The sequence below is a fragment of the Streptomyces sp. CA2R106 genome (genome assembly GCF_037034245.1).
Lineage (GTDB): Bacteria > Actinomycetota > Actinomycetes > Streptomycetales > Streptomycetaceae > Actinacidiphila.
In genome coordinates, this window is sequence record NZ_JBAGKC010000003.1 from 394,857 (window position 1) to 413,716 (window position 18,860).

Below are 18,860 nucleotides of genomic sequence, written 5' to 3' on the forward strand. Positions count from 1 at the left end.
GCACGTGCCGGCGCCCCACCCGGGGCCGGACCCGACAGAGAGCCCGCGATGCCCCAATTCGACCTGCCGCTGGAAGAACTCCGCCGGTACCGCCCGGACCAGTCGGAGCCCGACGACTTCGACGCCTTCTGGGCCGCCACCCTGGCCGAGGCCCGCACCACCGCCCTCGACGCGCGCTTCACGCCGTTCGACGCTCCGCTGACCGGGGTCGAGGTGCTGGACGCCACGTTCGCCGGATACGGCGGCCACCCGGTCAGGGGCTGGCTGCTGCTGCCGGCCCACACCGAGGGACCGCTGCCGGCGGTGGTGAAGTACATCGGCTACAACGGCGGGCGCGGCCTGCCGCACGAGCACCTGGTGTGGCCCGCGGCCGGCTTCGCGTGCTTCGTGATGGACTCCCGCGGCCAGGGCAGCGGCGGCTCGGTCGGCGACACCCCCGACCCGGTGGGCGGCGGGCCGGCCTACCCCGGCCAGATGACCCGCGGCATCCTCGACCGCGACGCCTACTACTACCGGCGGCTGTTCACCGACGCCGTCCGCGCGGTGGAGGCGGTGCGCAGCCACCCGCGGGTGGACCCCGCCCGGGTCGCGGCCGCCGGCGGCAGCCAGGGCGGCGGCATCACCCTGGCCGTCGCCGGGCTGGTCCCCGACCTCGCCGCGGTCGCGGTGGACGTGCCCTTCCTGTGCCACTACCCGCGGGCCCTCGCGGTCGCGGCCCAGGGCCCGTACCGCGAGATCGCCGCCTACCTGAGCGCGCACCGCGACCACACCGAGGCCGCCTTCCGCACGCTGGCGTACTTCGACGGGGTGCACTTCGCCGCGCGCGCCACCGCGCCCGCGCTGTTCTCCGTCGCCCAGGAGGACCAGACCTGCCCGCCCTCCACGGTCTTCGCGGCCTTCAACGCCTACGGCGCCGCCGCCAAGTCGATCGAGGTCTACCCCTTCAACGGCCACGAGGGCGGCGGGCCCTTCCAGGTGCTGCGCCAACTCCAGTGGCTGCCGCAGCAGTTGGCGGCCGCCGCAGCCGGGACGGAGGCCGTCGGTGCTCGCTGAGGAGCGCACGTACGACATCGTGGTGGTCGGCGGCGGGCTGGCCGGGGTGTGCGCGGCGGTGGCCGCGGCCCGGCTGGGCAGCAGCGTCGCGCTGGTGCACAACCGCCCGGTGCTGGGCGGCAACTCCAGCAGCGAGGTGCGGGTGTGGGTGTGCGGGGCGACCGCGCACGGCGTGCACCGCTACGCCCGCGAGACCGGCATCATGGGCGAGCTGTACACCGAGAACCAGTACCGCAACCCCGAGGGCAACCCGCACTACTGGGACCAGGTCGTGCTGGACGCGGTGCTCGCCGAGCCGCTGGTGGACCTGTTCCTCAACACCGACGTGCGGCAGGTGGCGGCGGACGGCCCGCAGGACGCGCGGACCGTACGCTCTGTCACCGGCTGGACCATGGGCGCCGAGCGCACCACCGTCTTCCGTGCCGCCCAGTTCCTGGACTGCACCGGGGACGGCCTGGTCGGCCACCTGGCCGGCGCCCGCTACCGGATCGGCCGCGAGGCGCGCTCGCAGTACGGCGAGAGCTGGGCCCCGGAGGTCGCCGACGAGGCGCTGCTCGGCTCCACGATCCTGTTCTCCACCAAGGACGCGGGCCGCCCGGTGAAGTTCGTGCCGCCCTCGTACGCCAAGGACCTGTCCACCACGCCGATCCTGCGCAACCGGGTGCTGCGCACCGGCGACAACGGCTGCGACTACTGGTGGATCGAGTGGGGCGGCGAGCTGGACACCGTCCACGACAACGAGCGCATCCGCGACGAGTTGCAGTCGGTGGTCATGGGGGTGTGGGACCACATCAAGAACTCCGGGGAGTTCGACGCGGACCACCTGACGCTGGAGTGGGTCGGCTCGCTGCCCGGCAAGCGGGAGTACCGCCGCTTCGTCGGCGACCACACCCTCACCCAGCAGGACATCCTCGGCCAGCGGCAGTTCGACGACCGGATCGCGTTCGGCGGCTGGTCGGTGGACCTGCACCCGGTGCAGGGCATGTACGCGGACGAGCCCGGCGCCCGCCAGCGCTACGCCGACGGCGTCTTCCACATCCCGCTGCGCAGCCTGTACTCGGCGAACGTCGGCAATCTGCTCTTCGCCGGGCGGAACATCTCCGCCACGCACATCGCCTTCGGCGCGACCCGGGTCATGGCGACCTGCGCGACGCTGGGCGAGGCGGCCGGCACCGCCGCCTCGCTGTGCGCCACCCACCGCCTCACCCCACGTCACCTCGCCCACGAGCGGATGGAGTTGATGGCGCAGACGCTGCTGCGCCAGGACGCCTCCGTGATCGGCGTGAAGAACACCGACGACGCCGACCTCGCCCGTACCGCCCGCGTCACCGCGTCCTCCGCGCAGGACGTGCTCGGCACGCCGCCGGACGCGGACGCCGAGCCCTACCCGCTCACCCGGGACGTGGCGCTGCTGCTGCCGGCCGACCCGGCGCTGGACGCGGTGGAGCTGCTGGCCCGCACCGAGGAGCCGGGCGGCACCGAGCTGACGGTGGAGCTGTGGGGCACCGGGCTGCCGGAGAACGGGGTGCCGGCCGACCACCTGGCCACCGCCACCGTGCCGGTGCCGCCCGGCGGCCCGCACTGGGTGCGCGCCCGCTTCGGCCACCGGCCCGAGCGGCCGCAGAACGTGGTGGTCGTCGTCCGCGCCCGGCCGGGCACCGCACTGCACCTGTGGGACGGGCGGGTGGACGGGGCGCTGTCGCTGCGCCGCCGGGCCGAGGGCGACGCCGCCGTGGACCACGACATCCCCGAGGAGGAGGGGCAGAGCGTGCTGGAGTGGTCCGCGCGCGAGCTGCGCCGCCGCTCCTTCTGCTTCCGCGCCGAGCCCGCCACGGCCGCGTTCGCGCCGGACAAGGCCGTCGGCGGCTACCAACGCCCTTACGGCGGGCCGCAGATGTGGTCCTCGGCCGCGCTGGGCGACGCGGACCCGACCGGCGAGTGGCTCCAGCTGGAGTGGGACGAGCCGGCCGAACTGCGCACCGTCCAGGTGGTGTTCGACGACGACGTGGACGAGTACCTCAACAACCTGCACCGGCACCGCACGCCGTTCGAGGTGATGCCCGAACTGGTCCGCGACTACCGGCTGCTGGCGCGCGGCGAGGACGGGCAGTGGCAGACGGTGCAGACCGTGCGCGGCAACCGCCGCCGCCACCGCGTCCACCGGTTCGCGCAGCCGCTGCGGACCGGCGCGCTGCGGATCGCCGTGGACGCCGTGTACGGCGCGCGGCACGCCCATGTGGTCGCCGTCCGGGCGTACGCGCGTTAGGACCTGGACCGTGGGGCCGCCTTCCGCGCCGTACGGTCCCGGGCCGGTGTCGGGACCCGTCACGACCGCGGCGCGCCACACTTGTCCGCGCGCCGGCCGTGTCCTGGGCGCCGGCCGGAAGGGAGCGGGCGATGGGCGAGCGGACGATGTGCTGGAACTGCCGTACCGCGCCCGCGCGGCCGGACGCCGCGCACCGGGTGCGGCTGAGCCGGGACGTGCGCACGCGCTTCGTCGTCGTGGGGCACCAGTACCGGTGGAACGCCCGGGAGGTGGTCGTGCCGCGCTGCGCGCGCTGCCGCCGGACCAACGTGGCGTACGCGGTGTACGGCAGGGTGCTCAGGGCCGGCGGCGGCTTCGTGGGCTTCATGGCGTTCTGCGGCGCGCTGGCGGCGCTGACGGTGCACCGCTACGGCGCGCTGGTCGTCGCCGCCTTCATGGCCGCGGCGCTGCTGGCCGTCCTGGTGCCGGCCCGGCTGTACATGTGGCGCCACCCGCGCCACGCCCCGGAGCAGTACCCGCCCGTGGCCGCGCTGATCGCCGACGGCTGGCGGATCGGCAACCCGTACTGAGCCCGGGGGCGGCGGTGGCGGGCCGGGGCGGCAGGGGGTGGTGCGGAACGGCGCGGGCCCGTGGGCGCCGCGCGCGCGGAGGCCCTAAAGTTCAGGGCAGAGCAGTGCTGCGCGCCTGACGGGAGACGGGGGACCCATGTCCGAGCCATGGAGCAGTGGGGGCCTGCCGCCCGCCGCGGCTGAGCGGTTGGCGTCGGCCGAACGGAGCGGGACCTGGACGTCCGCGCTGTCCACCGGCGAGTTCGCCGCGATCCGCTCGGTCGGTTTCGAGCCGGTCGGCCAGGTGATGGGCTCGGCGGTCTTCCGGATCGGCCGCGCCGGCCGGTACTGGGGCTACCACGACTGCCAGTACGCCGGTGCCCGCTACCTCTACCGCACCTCGCGTCAGGACGCGCCGGTCGCGCTGTCGGGCGGCGGTGCCCCGTCGCGCGCGCTCGTCGAGGTCTTCGACCGGGCCCGGCGGACCGCGCTGGACCGGATGACGGCGGAGTGCCGCGCGCTGGGGGGCGACGGTGTGCTGTCCGCGGCGCTGACCATGGCGCCGTTCGTCGGCAGCGCCGGCAGCCTGGAGTTCAAGGTGATCGGCACGGCGGTCCGGGCGCGGGGCGGCCGGCACGCGCGGCAGCCGTTCACCTCGCACCTGGACGGGCAGGGGTTCGTGAAGCTGCTCGGCGCCGGGTGGGTGCCGGTGGGGTTGCTGGTGGGCATGTCCGTCGGGGTGCGGCACGACGACTACCGGACCACCTCGCAGGCGTACTCCTGGCGCAACGTGGAGATGCGCGGCTGGAGCGACCTGGTGCACGGTGTGCGGTCCGACGCGCGGCAGCAGCTCGGCGCGCAGGCCGCCCGGTGCGGCGGTGACGGCGTCGTGATGGCCGCCGGCGACCTGCGGGTGTGGTCGGAGAAGTGCTTCCGGTCGAACAGGAGCGACCAGGAGGACCACATCGCGGAGGCCACGATGGTGGGTACCACCATCGCGCGCTTCCAGGTCCGCACGCCGCCGCCGCGGACGCTGTCGGTGCTGCCGCTGGGCGACCGCGGCGCGAAGCTGCGCAGGCGGCTGGCGACGGCCGCCGCCAGCCCGTACGTGGACAACGCGCAGTACCGGCGGCTGGTCGAGGAGATCCACGAGTTCGACGGTTAGCCGGCTTCGACGGGTGCCGCCGCGCACCTCGCCTACGCGGACTGCTCACGCGGACCGCGCACGCGCACCGCCGCGCACCGCCCGGCCGCCACGCACGGCCGCACCCGTCCCAAGGGCCGCACCGCACCACCGCACGTCTCACGAGGGGTACTTGACATGACGAACCAGCAGCCGGGCGCCGACGGTGTTCCCGCGGACGCGATGCGCCGGTTGTCGGAGCTGACGCCCGGACGCCCGGGGTCGATCTTCACCAGCGACCTGTCGGTGAACGAGTTCCTGCTGGTGCGGGAGGCCGGCTTCACACCGATCGGCCTGGTGCTCGGCAGCTCCATCTACCACGTCGGCATCCAACTGGGCCGCTGGGGCAGGAACCAGGAGCTGGACACCCTCAGCCAGGCGATGTACCACGCCCGGGAGCTGGCGATGTCCCGGATGGAGGCCGAAGCGGCGGCGCTGGGCGCCGACGGCATCGTGGGCGTCCGGCTGACCGTGGAGGCACGGGAGTTCGGCAAGGACGTCGCGGAGTTCATCGCGATCGGCACCGCGGTCAGGGGCGACACGGCGCCTCCCGGCGGCGGGAGCTGGCGCAACAACAAGGGGCAGCCGTTCACCTCGGACCTGTCGGGTCAGGACTTCTGGACGCTGATCCGGGCCGGCTACGCGCCGCTCGGGATGGTGATGGGCACCTGCGTCTACCACATCGCGCACCAGAAGATGGGCTCGGTGGTGTCGAACATGGGCCGGAACGTGGAGATCGAGCAGTTCACCCAGGCCCTCTACGACGCCCGGGAGCTGGCCATGGCGCGCATGCAGGCCGAGGCGGAGGCGCTGCAGGCGGAGGGGGTGGTCGGGGTGCAGCTCAACGCGCACAACCACCGCTGGGGCGGCCACACCACGGAGTTCTTCTCGATCGGCACGGCGGTCCGGCCGCTGCGCCCCGACCACGAGATCGAACGGCCCACCATGGTGCTGGGCCTGGACGGCTGACCCGGCCCGGCATCCGGCGGACCGTACGACATCTGGGAGTGGGGAAGAGCCATGAGCGAGCGAGAGCCGGCGCGGGACCAGGACGGCGGCGCGGGGCCGGACTCGGGCGCGTCGATCGAGGTGCTGGCGGCCGCGCTGCGGCGGGACGCGGCGGATCTGGAGCTGTACGCGAAGGTGCTCACCGGGTCGCTGGCCGACGCGCTGCCGCCCGGTGCGGTGGCCTTGGCGCGCAGGCGGACCGTGGGCGACCGGCTCGCGGGGCGGGCGGGCCGGCTGGAAAAGCTCGATGTCGCCCTGGACGACCGGCGGTTGACGCTCACGCTGACGCAGGGGCGGCCGCAGGGCGAGGTGGCCACGGTGGTGCGCGGGGTGGTGCTGTCCCGTACGCCGGTCGCGCTGGACGCGTGGGTCGCCGAACTGGCCGCGGCGCTGGCGGCGCGGGCCCGCTCGGACGCGCGGGCGCGGGCGGCGCTGGAGCGGCTGGTCCTCGGCGACTGAGCGGCGCCGGGTGTCGGGCCGCCCGGTGGACGGCCCGACGCCCGCGGTCAGTTGGTGTACACCTCCGCGCGGTCGATGGAGACGTACGCGGCGCCCGAGGAGGCGTCCTTGTCGCCGGTCACCCGCACCCGCAGCGTGTGGGTGCCGTAGGGCAGTTCGGGGCTGACGTAGTTCAGCTGCTCGCCCATGCGGATCGGGCCGTAGTAGTCGCTGGTGGTCTCGGCGCCGCCGTCCACGGAGAAGGCGGCGATGCCGTTGCCGGTGTCGCGTACCGACAGCAGGGCGATCCGGGTGCCGGTGAACGTCCAGGTGGCGGTGGCGCCGGTGGTCGCGCTCCAGTGGTCGTCGCCCCAGAAGCACTGGACGCCGCACCCGGAGCCGGAGTTCCAGGCGCCGGTGTAGGCGACGGAGCCCGCGCCGCTGCTGGTGTTGGTGTCGTTGATCCAGTACGGGCCGCCGCCGGGGTCGCCGGAGGGCAGGTCCTGGGTGGCGCCGGCGGCGAGCGGGGACCCGAAGTTCGGGGTGCCGTCGGCGTTCCAGCTGATCTTCTGGGCGCGGGTGGTGCGCCCGGTGTAGGTGTAGTCCGAGGTGTTCTTGCCGTGGTAGACGATCCAGTCCTGGGTGCCGTCCGGGCTCTTGAAGAAGCCGTTGGAGCCCGGGCCCCACACGCCGGTGGAGTCGTTGCGGGAGAACACGGCGCCGGAGTGCTGGGTCCAGTTCGCCGGTCGCAGCGGATCGGAGCTCTGCGGGATGGACTGCATCCACAGCTGGTAGTCCGGCAGTCCGGTGTCGCAGGTGGAGTACACCAGGTAGGTGGTGCTGCCGTGCTGGAGGATCGAGGGGGCCTCGCGGATGGTGGAGCAGCCGCCGGCGGTGGGCAGGTAGACGCGGTTGCCGGAGACCGTCCACGGGTCGGACATCGGGGCGATGTAGATCAGGTTGTGTCCCTCGCTGCCGGCGCCGGACCACAGCAGGTAGAGGCTGTTGTCGCTCTGCCGCAGCAGCACCGGGTCGATCGCCCACTCGTCGGGCGCGTTGGGCGGCTGGAGTTCGGCCTTGAAGTGGTAGGGGCCGAGCGGATTCGTGCCCTCGGACTCCACGACGTAGAGGCGGTGGTGGTCGTCCACCCCGTCGTCGGCGGTGTAGTAGATGTACCAGTGCCCGTTGATCAGGTAGAACGACGGCGCCCACACCTGCTGGTTCCGCGAGGCGTCGGTGTCCTTCCAGACGGTGACGCGTGGCGCGGTGAGCAGTTCCCCGAGGGTCGGCGCGACGGCGATCCGCACCGCGTCGCCCTCGGTGGCGGCCAGGTAGTAGTTGCCCTGGTAGTACGTCATGTACGGGTCGGGGCTGGTGCCCAGCGGGTTGCGGAACGTACCGGCGGCGGCGTGCGCGCTCGACGGTTTCAGGCCCATGCAGCACAGTGCGGTGAGCAGCAGGACGAGGGCGATGTTGCCCAGGGTTCTCAGCGGAAGGCCGGACGCCTCGCGGCGCATGACCGCCTCCTTGGATAGACGGTGGTGGGGGGTGTACACGTCTGATCACGTTCGAGCCGAGCCGACTTTACAACGTTGCACACGGCGGGCGACAGCTCCGTGCGCCCCTCACGTCAGCCCGGCGGCGAAGGCCGCGCCGGGTCAGTCGTCCTCGGGCCGCGCCAGTTGGGCGTCCAGCCAACCGGTCCGGTCCGGCGGGCAGGTGGCGCGCAGGGCGCCGAGCGCGAGGTGCACGGAGTCGCTGTCGTAGCCGGAGGCGACGATGCCGCGGGAGCGCAGTACGCCCAGCGCGTGGCCGGCCAGGCCCTCCGGCAGCCCCCAGAAGGCCCGCGCGGCCTCCTCCCGCAGCTCCGGCTCGAACGAGGGCGATTCCAGCACGTCCGCCAGGGAGTTGACGCTGAGCATGGTGCGCGGCGGCGCGGCGCGCAGGCACTGCCGGACGACGTCGGGGTTGGGGTGGTGCAGGAAGACGTTGGTCCAGCTCTCCCGCAGCAGCGTCTGCGCGCTGCGCCGGCTGCCCATGTACTCGCGGTAGCGGGCGTTGTCCGGCCACAGGTACGGCAGCGGGGTGTCGGCGAGGAACGCGGTGACGTCGATGCTCCAGCGCACCCGCAGCGGCGCCATCCCCCACAGTTCGTCGCCGAGCGGGTCCGCGGGCAGCGTGACGGTGCCGCCGGCCCCGCCGGCCGGCCCGCGCGCGGCCCTGCGCGGCGCCCGGGCGCCGACCCCCAGCACGGTGTGCACCGACAGCCGCCGGCCGCAGGCGCGGCAGTGGGGCACCCCGGCAGCGCGGTCGGGCGCCGACAGGCCGCTGCACACGGCGCACTGGAGCAGCGCGCAGGACCCGCAGCCGAACCCGCCGCCGGTCCGCACCAGCCCGGCCAGGCCGTCGGGGTCCAAGGAGCGCGGCCCGCTGCCGTGCGTCCGGTCGTCGAGCGGGATGTCGTAGGGCACCACGGTGTGCTCGCACCAGGCGCAGCGCGTGCTCGACGGGGTGAGGGTGCTGCCGGCGGTGCGGACGCCCAGCTCGATCAGGGCGCCGTCGGCCTCGTCGAAGATGTAGATCAGGTCGCGCCCGAAGGTGCCCTCCGGGGTCTCCACGACGGTGTACACCAGCTCGTCCCGGACCGGGGTGCGGCGCAGGAACTCCAGTGCGGCCGCCCGGCCGGGCCCGCTGTGCACGTGGTAGGTGGCGCGGTCGGTCCGCTCGGTGCGCAGGAAGCGGACGCCGCCCGGCACCGGGGCCTTCTCCCGCCTGGTGAATCGCATACGCCGGCCCCCTGTACGTCCCGTGGTACGTCGTGCTCGCGGCGGACACCGACGATGCTCCCCCGCTGTCTGTCGGAGCGTCAACTCCCTGTCACCGCGAGGTCTTCCCAGCCCAGCGCCCCGCAACCGCCGCCGAAGCGCCCGGGGGCGGCGTCCAGGACGGGTCCGACAGATGGCGCCGTCCCGCCCGAGGGACGGGGGCCGACAAGGCCCTGGTGCTCCCCCGTGGCCTGCGGCATGGGAGGTGCCCCCGACCGCAGGGCGGAGGGTGGGGTCCCTCCCGGGCGAAGCGCTGGGGGAATTGAGCGCGGCGGGCCGCGCCGACGACGGGCAACGCCGGGGCGCCTCCCGCCGAAGGCGCGGGGAGAGCGTGCCTGCCGGGCCCGGCCGGCCGGCCGGGATGTGGTCAGGCACGGCCTAGTGTGGCCGCATGGATCTCGAGACCGTGCGGACGTTCGTGGCGGCCGCGGACACCGGGCGGTTCCAGGAGGCCGCCGCCGAACTGGGGGTCACCCAGCAGGCGGTGTCCAAGCGGATCGCGGCGCTGGAGCGGGCCCTCGGGGTGCGGCTGTTCGACCGCACCGCGCGGGGCGCCGAACCCACCATCGACGGGCGGGCGTTCCTGCCGCACGCGCGCGAGCTGCTGCGGGCCGCCGCGCGCGCCGTCGCCTCGGTGGGCGCGGGGCGCGGGCGGCTGCGGGTGGACGTGCTGTCCTCGCGCGGCGCGGCGTCGGGGCTGATGCGCGACTTCCACCGCGCGCACCCCGAGGTCGAGCTGGACGTGCTGATGCTCTTCGACATGGACACCGCGGTGGCGTCCCTGCGGTCCGGCGCCATCGACGCGACCTTCCGCGCGGTCACCGCGCCCGGCCGGCCGCTGCCGGACGACGTCGATTCGGCCCGGGTGCTCGACGAGCCGCTCGAACTGCTCACCGGCCCCGGCCACGCGCTGGCCGGGGCCCGCTCGGTGAGCGTGGCGCAGCTGGCCGGGCAGCGGATCTGGATGCCGGGCATCGTGCCCGGCACCGAGTGGGCCGCGTACTACGACGCGCTGCTGGCCGCGTACGATCTGACCATCGAGGCCACCGGCCCGAACTTCGGTTCGGACGCGCTGCTCGACACCGTCGCGGACACCCCGGCGCTGGCCACCTTCATGGGTGCCCGCACCCGGCTGGTCTGGCCGGCGGGGTACGACCTGCGCCGTATCCCGGTGACCGATCCGGTGCCGGTCTACCCGCACTCCCTGCTGTGGCGCCGCGGCGACCCCCACCCGGGGCTCGCCGCGCTGCGCGCCCACCTGGCCGCGGTGGCCCCGGCGCACAGCGGGCCCGGCACGTGGGCGCCCGACTGGGCGAACCGGCGCTGACCTGCCGGACAGCCGGTTCCGGTACGCCCCGGGGGGCGGCGCCGGGAGCATTACTTGCTCATGGCAAGCACTTGCGCTATACAAATAATGGACGGATGAGGAGGTGGCCACGCGTGGTGGACGACAGCGGCAGCGGCCGCGAGGAGACGGCGGCAGAGGCGGACCCGGCGGTGGCGTCGGTCGCCCACGCGGTCGTCGAACTGCTGCGGACCGTACGCCGCTCCAAGGCCCGGCTGCTGGCCTCGGCGAGCCAGGACGTGGACTCCGCGACGCAGATCCTGCTGCGTACCGCCGCCGCCGAGGGACCGCTGCGGGCGAGCGCGCTGGCCGCGTGCGTCCAGTCCGACCTGTCGACGGTCAGCCGCCAGGTCGCCTCGCTCGTGGGCCGCGGCCTGCTGGAGCGCCGCGCCGACCCGGTGGACGGCCGCGCCAGCCTGCTGGTGGTCACGGCCGCCGGCCAGGCGGTGATCGCCGAGCACGAGAGGGCCCGGGCGGCCTTCTTCGCGGAGGTGGTGAGCGACTGGACCGCCGAGGAGTGCAGCCGGTTCGCCCGGCAGCTGGAACGTTTCACCGCCGCCTACGACACCACCCACGCCCACTGGCTGACCGGCACGGCGCCGCCGCGCGCCGGCAGCGGCAACTGCGACGCCCGTCACGGCGGCGACGACAGCAACGACGGCAACAAGAGCAACGAAGCGAAGGAAGGCACCAGCGCATGAGCGCCACCTCGCCCGGACGGACCGGTGCGCCGTCCGACGGCGCACTGACCCACCGGCAGATACTCACGATCCTGTCCGGCCTGGTCCTCGGCATGTTCCTCGCCGCACTGGACCAGACGATCGTCTCGACCGCGATCAAGACGATCGGCAACGACCTGGACGACCTGTCGGCGCAGGCGTGGGTGACCACCGCGTTCCTGATCACCTCGACGATCTCCGCACCGCTGTTCGGCAAGCTGTCGGACCTCTACGGCCGCAAGCGGCTGTTCATGCTCGCCATAGTGCTCTTCGTCGTCGGGTCGGCGCTGTGCGGCCTGGCCCAGTCGATGTACGAGCTGGCGGTGTTCCGCGCGTTCCAGGGCATCGGCGCCGGCGGGATCATGCCGCTCGCGCTCGCGGTGATCGGCGACATCATCCCGCCGCGCGAGCGCGCCCGCTACCAGGGCTACATGATGGCGGTCTTCGCCAGTGCCTCCGTGCTCGGCCCGGTGCTGGGCGGGCTGTTCTCCGGCACCGACAGCTTCCTGGGCACCGCCGGCTGGCGGTGGATCTTCTACATCAACGTGCCCGTCGCGGCCTTCGCGCTGGTCGTCATCGCCAAGGTGCTGCACCTGGACCACGTCCGCCGCGAGCGGCGCATCGACTGGTGGGGTTCGGCGCTGCTGGCGCTCGGCCTGGTGCCGCTGCTGGTCGTCGCCGAACAGGGGCAGAGCTGGGGCTGGGCCTCGGCCGGCGCCTTCGTCTGCTACTTCCTGGGCGCCGCGGGCCTGGCGCTGTTCGTGTGGGTCGAGCACCGGATGGGCGACGACGCGCTGCTGCCGCTGCGGCTGTTCAGGAGCAGCACCTTCTCGGTCGCCTCGGCGCAGGTCGCCATCATCGGTATGGCGATGTTCGGCGGCATGTCGGTCCTGCCGCTCTACCTCCAGATCGTCAAGGGCGCCTCGCCGACCCGGTCCGGGCTGCTGATGCTGCCGATGGTCGCCGGGCTGATGTCCGCCTCGCTCGGCTCGGGCCGGCTCATCGCGCGCACCGGCCGCTACAAGATCTTCCCCGTCGTCGGGTCGGTGCTGATGGTCATCGGCATGGGCCTGATGACCACCATCGGCGCGGACACCCCGCTGTGGCACACCGACATCTACATGGCGGTCTTCGGCATCGGCCTGGGCCTGAACATGCAGAGCCTGGTACTGGCGATGCAGAACGCCGTGCCCGCCAAGGACATGGGCGTGGCCTCCGCGTCCTCGACGTTCTTCCGCTCCATCGGCGGCACCCTGGGGACGGCGATCTTCCTGTCCGTGCTCTTCTCGCAGGCCGGCACCAAGATCGGCCACGAGTACACGAAGGCGGCGGGCGACCCGGCGTTCACGGCGGCCGCCAAGGCGCACCCGGACCAGCTCGCGGCGCTCCACCAGCACCTGGGCGGCGGCCTGGACGACACGTCCTTCCTGAGCACCCTCGCCAAGCCGCTCAGCCACCCCTTCTTCGCGGGCTTCTCCGCGGCCGGCGACGTGGTCTTCACGATCGTGGCCGTGCTGCTGCTGGCGGCGATCGTGCTGTCCACCCGCCTGAAGGAGGTGCCGCTGCGGCTGGTCTCGGGCAACCAGGCCCGCAGCGAGGCCGAGGCCGCACCGGCCCCCTCCCCCGCGGCGGCGGCCACCCCGGCCACCGACGCCCCCGGCACCGCCGCACCGACCGACCACTGACCGCTCCCCCGCCGGCCCGCCGGCACAACTCGGCCGCCGCCCCCTGGTTCGCAGAAGGGGGCGGCGGCCGACGGCGTTCGGGCGAGGCTGAGGGTCAGCCGAGGCGGGCCGCCGGGGAGGCGGGGAGGTTCGCGGTCGGGGTGTGGCCGCGGGCCGGGGTGGTGGCGGCCGGGGCGCCGGGGGCCGCCGCGCGGTGGTGGCCGGAGCCGCCCTTCAGCGCGTGGGCGAGCGCCGGGAGGCCGCCGACCAGCGGCAGGTCGGCGCTGGACCGGCTCAGGTCGAGGCTGATGGTCGGCTTGGTGCTGGGCGCCACGATCAGCCCGTTGTCCGTACCGGCGACGATCAGCGCGAGCCGGTGCCCGGCCGGGACGACGTGGTCGGTCGAGGCGAGCTGGATCGTGATGCGGTACGCCTTGCCCGGGGTGAGCGACACGCCCTTGAGCGACGGGTCGTAGTGCCCGAGGTCGGCCCAGCCGCGGCTGAAGACGGTCTGCTGGACGCTCTCGGTGTCCGCCGCGGTGTCGAGGTAGCAGGCGCTGTCGCCGGAGGTGCTGTCGCCCCAGCAGGAGCGGGTGCCCAGCGTGGTGATCCCCTCGGCGCCGGCCTCGTAGTCGCGGATGGTCGCCGGGCCGAGGTCGACCAGCACCGCGGACAGGTGGGCGCTGGTGGTGGAGGAGGTCGCGGTGAGCGTCACGCTGCCGCCGCCCGACAGCCGCAGGTCGCTGCCGAGCACGCCGGTGGTGAAGGCGACCTTGTCCGCGGTGGCCTGGTCCGCCTGCGCGGCCCAGTCGTCCTCGCTGTGCGCGGGGTTGTCGGTGTACCGCTCGGTGCCGGTCGCGGGCGGGGCGCCCGCGCTCAGCGAGCCGAGGCCGGCGGTGGCGCCGGCGTTCAGCGCGACCTGGGTGGCGGTGGTGCCCGCCGGGGGCCAGACCGCGTCGGTGGTCCAGTGGTCGGGGGTGCGCTCGATGTCGGCCATCGGCTGGTTCTGCACGCCGTTGTCGACGTTCATCAGGTAGTGGTCGAACCACTGGTGCAGGGTGTCGACCCAGTCCGAGCGGCGGTAGTCGAACGGGTCCACGTGCCCGGTCTGCGACAGCCAGATCTTGCGCTGCACCCCGTTCGCGGCGAGCGCGTCCCACCACTGGCCGAAGTTCTTGGTGCGGACGTTGAGGTCCTGCATGCCCTGGGCGACGAAGACGCTCGCCTTCACCTTCGAGGCGTTGGCGTAGTAGTCGCGGTCCTGCCAGGCACTGGTCCAGTCGCCGTTGCGCGGCGCGCCGTCCCGCAGCGCCTGCTGCTCCGCGGAGCACTTCGACTGCGCGCCGGAGCTCTCCACCGCGCCGGCCAGGTCGTCCGGCCCGCCGTCGTAGAGCGCCGCGCCCTGCGCGAAGTAGTAGTCGTACCAGGAGCTGATGCCGCTGATGTCCACGATGGTCTTCAGACCCTCGACGCCGGTTGCGGCGACGCCGTTGGCGACGGTGCCGTCCCAGCTCTTGCCGATCATGCCGACCGAGCCGTTGGACCAGCCCGCCTGCGCGGTCGTGGTGCCGGTGCGGGTGGTGTAGGCGGTGGCCCGGCCGCCCAGCCAGTCGATGACCGCCTTGGCCGAGGTGATGTCGGAGGCGCCGCCGACGTCCACGCAGCCGTCGGAGCGGTTGGTGCCGGCGAGGTCGACGAGCACCACCGCGTAGCCGCGCGGCACGAAGTAGTTGTCGTAGTAGAGCGGGAAGGCGACCGGGTTCCCGCTGGAGTCGTAGGTCTTGAGCTGGCTCTCGTTGCCGCGGCCGCAGCAGGAGTAGTACGGGCTGGCGTCCATGATGACCGGCACCTGCTGCCCGGCCGCCGCGGGCTCGGAGGGCCGGACGATGTCGGCCGCGACCCGGTCACTCTTCCCGTCGTGGTCGCTGTCGAGGCCGGTGTCGACCCACACCGACTGGCGGATGGCGTTGGCGTAGGAGTCGACCGGCTGGCTGCCGGTGTCGTGCGGGCCCGGGCGGGCGTGCGCGGCGACGGGTGCGAGCAGGACGAACACCAGGGCGGCGAGGACCATCGCGACGACGGACACCGAGTGGGGGCGGGACCTCCGCGTGAGTGACAGCACCCCGGGACGCTACCCACTGACGTCGCCATGACAACAGATCCCTTTCGCGCCACCACCGTCCCTTATCGGCCACCGGGCCCCGGCCGCGGGCGGAAAACCGGTCGACGGGCACCGGCGGGTCTGGGAGCGTGGCGTGCCGTGAACGATGCCGACCACGTCCGCCCGGCCGACCTGCCGCCCCTGCTGGAGCTGGCGCAGCGCGTCGCCGCCGTCCGGCCGGACCTCCTCAACAGCGGCGCCTCCTACGGGGAGTTGTCCTGGAACTGGGGCCGGGGCTTCACCCGTCTGCATGCCGGCTGGCGGCTGCGGACCTGGCACGCGGACGGGGAACTCGCCGCCTGGGGCTGGGCCCAGCTGCCGCACCGGCTCGAGCGCAGCGACGGCTCGGTCAAGGACGTCACCGCCGCCTACCTCGACTACCAGGTCCACCCCGGCCGTCCGGGGCTGCTGGAGGACGTCATCGGCTGGTACGAGGCCACCGCCGCGGGCTGCGACCGCACCCTGATGCCGAGCGCCTGCGACACCGCCGCCCTGGAGCGGTGGGCCGCGTACGGCTACGGCACCGACCCGGCCGCCCTCGGCGACACCGGCTCCTGGACCCAGCTCAACACCCGCGACCTCGCCGGCATCGAGGAGCCGGTGCTGCCGGCCGGGTACCGCTTCCTGACCGCCGCGCAGGCCGGACCGGCCGCCGCGGTCCGCGCGCACACCGACGCCTGGGCGCCCACGGCGTTCACCGCCGAGAGCTACGCCGGGCTGCTCGCCACCCCGGCCTACCGCGCCGACCTGCACATCCTCGCGGCGGCCCCGGACGGCGCCATGGCCGCCTCGGCGATCATGTGGTTCGACGCGGCGAACCGGACGGTGGAGTTCGAGCCGGTCGGGACCCACCCGGGCCACCGGCGGCGGGGGCTCGCCCGGGCGGTGCTGCTGCACGGCATGCGCCTGGCCCGGGACGCCGGCGCGACCCAGGCCACCGTCGCGTGCCTGGGCGCGCCCGGCCACCGCGCCGCCCGCGAGCTGTACTACGGCGCCGGGTTCCGCTTCTTCTCGCGCGACGCGCCCCTGCTCAAACGGGCATAGCCCCGCCGCCGCCCGAGCGGGCGAAGCCGCGCTCCCTTCGACGCGCACACCGACGGCCTGTACGACGTCCGCCCGCTCGGCGACGGCACCTGGCTGACCACGGACCCTTCCGGGCACCCCGTCCGGCGGGCGCGGGAGCCCGCCGAGGCGGCCGGGGCGACCGGGATCGCGTGACCGCCGACCGCTCCTGACGCTCCGTCACCACCGCCCCGCTCCTCCCCCGCCGGCGGTCTTCCCCGTGATTTGTCAACGCCATTGACGAATGCGGGCCACCCCCCTACGGTTCACCGTCGAATCGCTTCGACACGCTCCGTCGAAGCGATTCGACGACAGCGTTCGCCCCCTCCTTACGACCCCGTGGAGGTCCTTCGATGTCGAAGGCGCGCAAACGGATCGGAATGACCGCGATGGCCCTGGCCGGCGCCCTGCTCCTCGCCTCGTGCGGGAGTTCGGGCGGCTCGACCGGCGACGGCAAGACGCTGAAGCTGTGGCACTACGAAGCACCCGACAGCGCGATGGGCATCGCCTGGAACCAGGCGATCGCCGAGTTCAAGAAGACCCACCCGGGCGTGAAGGTGGAGTTCGAGGCCAAGGGCTTCGAGCAGATCCAGAAGACCGCCTCGATGGTGCTCAACTCCGATGACGCGCCGGACGTCATGGAGTACAACAAGGGCAACTCCACCACCGGCCTGCTCGCCAAGCAGGGCCTGCTCACCGACCTCACCCCGCAGGTGGCCAAGTACGGCTGGGACAAGGAGCTCAGCCCGAGCGTGACCACCACGAGCCGCTACGACGCGCAGGGCGTGATGGGCTCGGGCAACTGGTACGGCGTGCCCAACTACGGCGAGTACACGATGGTGTACTACAACAAGGACCTGTTCGCGAAGAACAACATCCCGGTCCCCACCACCTTCGACCAGTTCACCGCCGATCTGGCCGCCTTCAAGGCCAAGGGCATCACCCCGCTCGCCGACGCGGGCGCGGAGTACCCGGCGCAGCAGTACTTCTACCAGCTGGCCCTGAGCAAGGCCGACCGCGCCTGGGTCGACGCCTTCCAGCTCTACAAGGGCAAGGTCGACTTCCATGACGCGGCCTGGACGTACGCGGCGGACACCTTCGCCGACTGGGTCGCCAAGGGCTACATCGCCAAGACCTCCAGCGGCGCGAAGGCGGAGGACGCGGGGGTGTCGTTCATCAACGGCAAGTACCCGGTCTTCTTCTCCGGGAGCTGGTGGTACGGCCGCTTCAAGAGCGAGAACAAGTTCGCCTGGGGCTCGTTCCTGTGGCCCGGCTCGAAGCTGACCCCCGGCTCGGGCGGCAACCTGTGGGTGGTCCCGAAGAACGCGAAGAACAAACAACTGGCCTACGACTTCATCGACATCACGATGAAGCAGGCCGTGCAGAACTCGCTCGGCAACCACGGCGGCATCCCGGTGGCGGCCTCTCCCACGGCCGTCACCGACCCCGCCTCGAAGACCCTCATCCAGAACTTCGACAAGGTCACCGCGGCCGACGGCCTCGCCTTCTACCCCGACTGGCCGGTGCCGGGCTTCTACGACGTGATGGTCTCCGCGGTGCAGAAGCTGATCACCGGCAGCGCCAAGCCGGACCAGGTGCTGGACGAGCTGCAGAAGGCGTACGACGCGGGCGTGCCGGCCTCATGACGGCCCGCGCGCACCGCCCGGTCAACACCTACCCGCTGTACCTGCTCCCCGGGGCGCTGGCCCTGATCGCGGTCATCGTCTGCCCGTTCGCGATGAACGTCTGGTACAGCTTCACCAACTGGCAGGGCGTGGGCTCCCCGAGCTGGTCGGGCCTGGCCAACTACCGCCGCCTGATGGACGATACGCAGTTCTGGCAGTCCTTCCAGCACAGCCTGGCCATGGTGGTGGCGATGGCGGTGGTGCCGACCGTCATCGGACTGGTGGTCGCCGCGGCCCTGTTCGACTTCGTCGCCAAGCACTTCGGGTCGAAGCCGGCCGCGGTGCTGCGGGCCTGCTTCTACCTGCCGCAGGTGCTGCCGGTCACGGTGGCCGGCATCGTGTGGAGCTGGATTCTGGCGCCGGAGAACGGCTCGCTCAACTCCCTGCTCAAAGCGGTGGGGTTGGGCGGGCTGCGGCAGGACTGGCTGGGCGACCCGGACATCGCGCTCTACAGCGTGATGGCGGTCATGGTGTGGGTCCAGCTCGGCTTCCCAGTGGTCATCTTCATGTCCGGGCTGCAACGCGTGGACCCGGCCCTGCACGAGGCGGCCGAGCTGGACGGCACCAACTGGTGGCAGCGGTTCTGGCACGTCACCCTGCCCCAACTGCGCCCGGAGATCTACGTGGTGATGCTGTGGTGCACCATCGCGGCGCTCAAGGTCTTCGGCGCGGTCTACGTCCTGACCAAGGGCGGCCCGGCCGACGCCACCGACGTGCCGTCGTACTTCTCCTTCGCCACGTTCTTCGAGAAGACGCAGGTCGGCTACGGCTCGGCGATCGCGACGGTGATGACGGTGCTCATCCTCGTGCTGACCGTGGCGGGGTTGAGCTTCCAGGCCAGGGCGGAGGACGCGCGGTGACCGCCGTCAAGCGCTACCCGGCGCTGGCCGCGATCGTGGTGGG

Annotated in this window: 15 protein-coding genes; 12 read left to right on the forward strand and 3 right to left on the reverse strand. The window is 73.2% G+C overall.

Annotated features, from left to right (window positions below):
- Positions 1-48 precede the first annotated feature (48 nt).
- The 6 genes from WA788_RS07350 to WA788_RS07375 all read left to right on the forward strand — a co-directional run bounded on the left by WA788_RS07350 (position 49) and on the right by WA788_RS07375 (position 6,517).
- Positions 49-1,053, forward strand: a complete 1,005-nt coding sequence (locus tag WA788_RS07350; protein WP_335972684.1) for an acetylxylan esterase — start codon at positions 49-51, stop codon at positions 1,051-1,053.
- The gene (locus tag WA788_RS07355; protein ID WP_335972688.1) at positions 1,043-3,319 is read left to right on the forward strand and encodes an FAD-dependent oxidoreductase; all 2,277 of its coding nucleotides are present in this window, start codon (positions 1,043-1,045) and stop codon (positions 3,317-3,319) included. The genes WA788_RS07350 and WA788_RS07355 overlap by 11 nt, the downstream gene beginning before the upstream one ends.
- Before the next feature lie 131 nt (positions 3,320-3,450).
- Positions 3,451-3,888 carry a hypothetical protein gene (locus tag WA788_RS07360; RefSeq protein ID WP_335972692.1) on the forward strand — a complete coding sequence of 146 codons (438 nt, stop codon included), beginning with the start codon at positions 3,451-3,453 and terminating at the stop codon, positions 3,886-3,888.
- A 136-nt stretch (positions 3,889-4,024) separates the two neighbouring features.
- Positions 4,025-5,032 carry a heavy metal-binding domain-containing protein gene (locus WA788_RS07365; RefSeq protein ID WP_335972696.1) on the forward strand — a complete coding sequence of 336 codons (1,008 nt, stop codon included), beginning with the start codon at positions 4,025-4,027 and terminating at the stop codon, positions 5,030-5,032.
- 156 nt (positions 5,033-5,188) lie between these two features.
- Entirely contained in the window at positions 5,189-6,019 is an 831-nt protein-coding gene (locus tag WA788_RS07370) for a heavy metal-binding domain-containing protein (RefSeq protein ID WP_335972700.1), read from the forward strand.
- 51 nt (positions 6,020-6,070) lie between these two features.
- Complete coding sequence (locus WA788_RS07375; protein ID WP_335972705.1) at positions 6,071-6,517, forward strand: hypothetical protein; 447 nt, start codon at positions 6,071-6,073, stop codon at positions 6,515-6,517.
- A gap of 47 nt (positions 6,518-6,564) precedes the next feature.
- On the opposite strand, the gene WA788_RS07380 is transcribed toward WA788_RS07375, so the two are convergent.
- Both WA788_RS07380 and WA788_RS07385 read right to left on the reverse strand, forming a co-directional pair.
- Positions 6,565-8,013 carry a glycoside hydrolase family 43 protein gene (locus tag WA788_RS07380; RefSeq protein ID WP_335972708.1) on the reverse strand — a complete coding sequence of 483 codons (1,449 nt, stop codon included), beginning with the start codon at positions 8,011-8,013 and terminating at the stop codon, positions 6,565-6,567.
- A gap of 141 nt (positions 8,014-8,154) precedes the next feature.
- Positions 8,155-9,282, reverse strand: a complete 1,128-nt coding sequence (locus WA788_RS07385; RefSeq protein WP_335972711.1) for a hypothetical protein — start codon at positions 9,280-9,282, stop codon at positions 8,155-8,157.
- Between the two features lie 430 nt (positions 9,283-9,712).
- Here WA788_RS07385 and WA788_RS07390 point away from each other — a divergent pair, with 430 nt between their 5' ends.
- From WA788_RS07390 to WA788_RS07400, 3 genes are all read left to right on the forward strand, one after another.
- Positions 9,713-10,648, forward strand: coding sequence for a LysR family transcriptional regulator (locus WA788_RS07390; protein WP_335972715.1), 936 nt, complete (start codon positions 9,713-9,715; stop codon positions 10,646-10,648).
- 113 nt (positions 10,649-10,761) lie between these two features.
- Complete coding sequence (locus WA788_RS07395) at positions 10,762-11,367, forward strand: MarR family winged helix-turn-helix transcriptional regulator (RefSeq protein WP_335972720.1); 606 nt, start codon at positions 10,762-10,764, stop codon at positions 11,365-11,367.
- The gene (locus WA788_RS07400) at positions 11,364-13,070 is read left to right on the forward strand and encodes an MDR family MFS transporter (protein WP_335972722.1); all 1,707 of its coding nucleotides are present in this window, start codon (positions 11,364-11,366) and stop codon (positions 13,068-13,070) included. The genes WA788_RS07395 and WA788_RS07400 overlap by 4 nt, the downstream gene beginning before the upstream one ends.
- A 94-nt stretch (positions 13,071-13,164) precedes the next feature.
- Here the strand turns inward: WA788_RS07400 and WA788_RS07405 are convergent, their stop codons facing one another.
- Positions 13,165-15,120: a Xaa-Pro dipeptidyl-peptidase gene (locus tag WA788_RS07405; protein ID WP_335973076.1), complete on the reverse strand. Its 1,956-nt coding sequence runs from the start codon at positions 15,118-15,120 to the stop codon at positions 13,165-13,167.
- 189 nt (positions 15,121-15,309) lie between these two features.
- On the opposite strand from WA788_RS07405, the gene WA788_RS07410 reads away from it, so the two are divergent.
- The 3 genes from WA788_RS07410 to WA788_RS07420 all read left to right on the forward strand — a co-directional run bounded on the left by WA788_RS07410 (position 15,310) and on the right by WA788_RS07420 (position 18,817).
- Entirely contained in the window at positions 15,310-16,254 is a 945-nt protein-coding gene (locus WA788_RS07410; RefSeq protein WP_335972725.1) for a GNAT family N-acetyltransferase, read from the forward strand.
- Between the two features lie 371 nt (positions 16,255-16,625).
- Positions 16,626-17,918, forward strand: coding sequence for an ABC transporter substrate-binding protein (locus tag WA788_RS07415; protein ID WP_335972729.1), 1,293 nt, complete (start codon positions 16,626-16,628; stop codon positions 17,916-17,918).
- Entirely contained in the window at positions 17,915-18,817 is a 903-nt protein-coding gene (locus tag WA788_RS07420; RefSeq protein ID WP_335972733.1) for a carbohydrate ABC transporter permease, read from the forward strand. The genes WA788_RS07415 and WA788_RS07420 overlap by 4 nt, the downstream gene beginning before the upstream one ends.
- The last annotated feature ends 43 nt before the right edge of the window (positions 18,818-18,860 follow it).

Bases quoted from the DNA above. Each gene is read 5' to 3' on its own strand.
- WA788_RS07385 (WP_335972711.1), bottom strand. From the start codon at position 9,282: ATGCGATTCACCAGGCGGGAGAAGGCCCCGGTGCCGGGCGGCGTCCGC.
- WA788_RS07375 (WP_335972705.1), top strand. From the start codon at position 6,071: ATGAGCGAGCGAGAGCCGGCGCGGGACCAGGACGGCGGCGCGGGGCCG.
- WA788_RS07415 (WP_335972729.1), top strand. From the start codon at position 16,626: ATGTCGAAGGCGCGCAAACGGATCGGAATGACCGCGATGGCCCTGGCC.
- WA788_RS07370 (WP_335972700.1), top strand. From the start codon at position 5,189: ATGACGAACCAGCAGCCGGGCGCCGACGGTGTTCCCGCGGACGCGATG.
- WA788_RS07390 (WP_335972715.1), top strand. From the start codon at position 9,713: ATGGATCTCGAGACCGTGCGGACGTTCGTGGCGGCCGCGGACACCGGG.
- WA788_RS07400 (WP_335972722.1), top strand. From the start codon at position 11,364: ATGAGCGCCACCTCGCCCGGACGGACCGGTGCGCCGTCCGACGGCGCA.
- WA788_RS07420 (WP_335972733.1), top strand. From the start codon at position 17,915: ATGACGGCCCGCGCGCACCGCCCGGTCAACACCTACCCGCTGTACCTG.
- WA788_RS07360 (WP_335972692.1), top strand. From the start codon at position 3,451: ATGGGCGAGCGGACGATGTGCTGGAACTGCCGTACCGCGCCCGCGCGG.
- WA788_RS07350 (WP_335972684.1), top strand. From the start codon at position 49: ATGCCCCAATTCGACCTGCCGCTGGAAGAACTCCGCCGGTACCGCCCG.
- WA788_RS07380 (WP_335972708.1), bottom strand. From the start codon at position 8,013: ATGCGCCGCGAGGCGTCCGGCCTTCCGCTGAGAACCCTGGGCAACATC.
- WA788_RS07365 (WP_335972696.1), top strand. From the start codon at position 4,025: ATGTCCGAGCCATGGAGCAGTGGGGGCCTGCCGCCCGCCGCGGCTGAG.
- WA788_RS07405 (WP_335973076.1), bottom strand. From the start codon at position 15,120: ATGGTCCTCGCCGCCCTGGTGTTCGTCCTGCTCGCACCCGTCGCCGCG.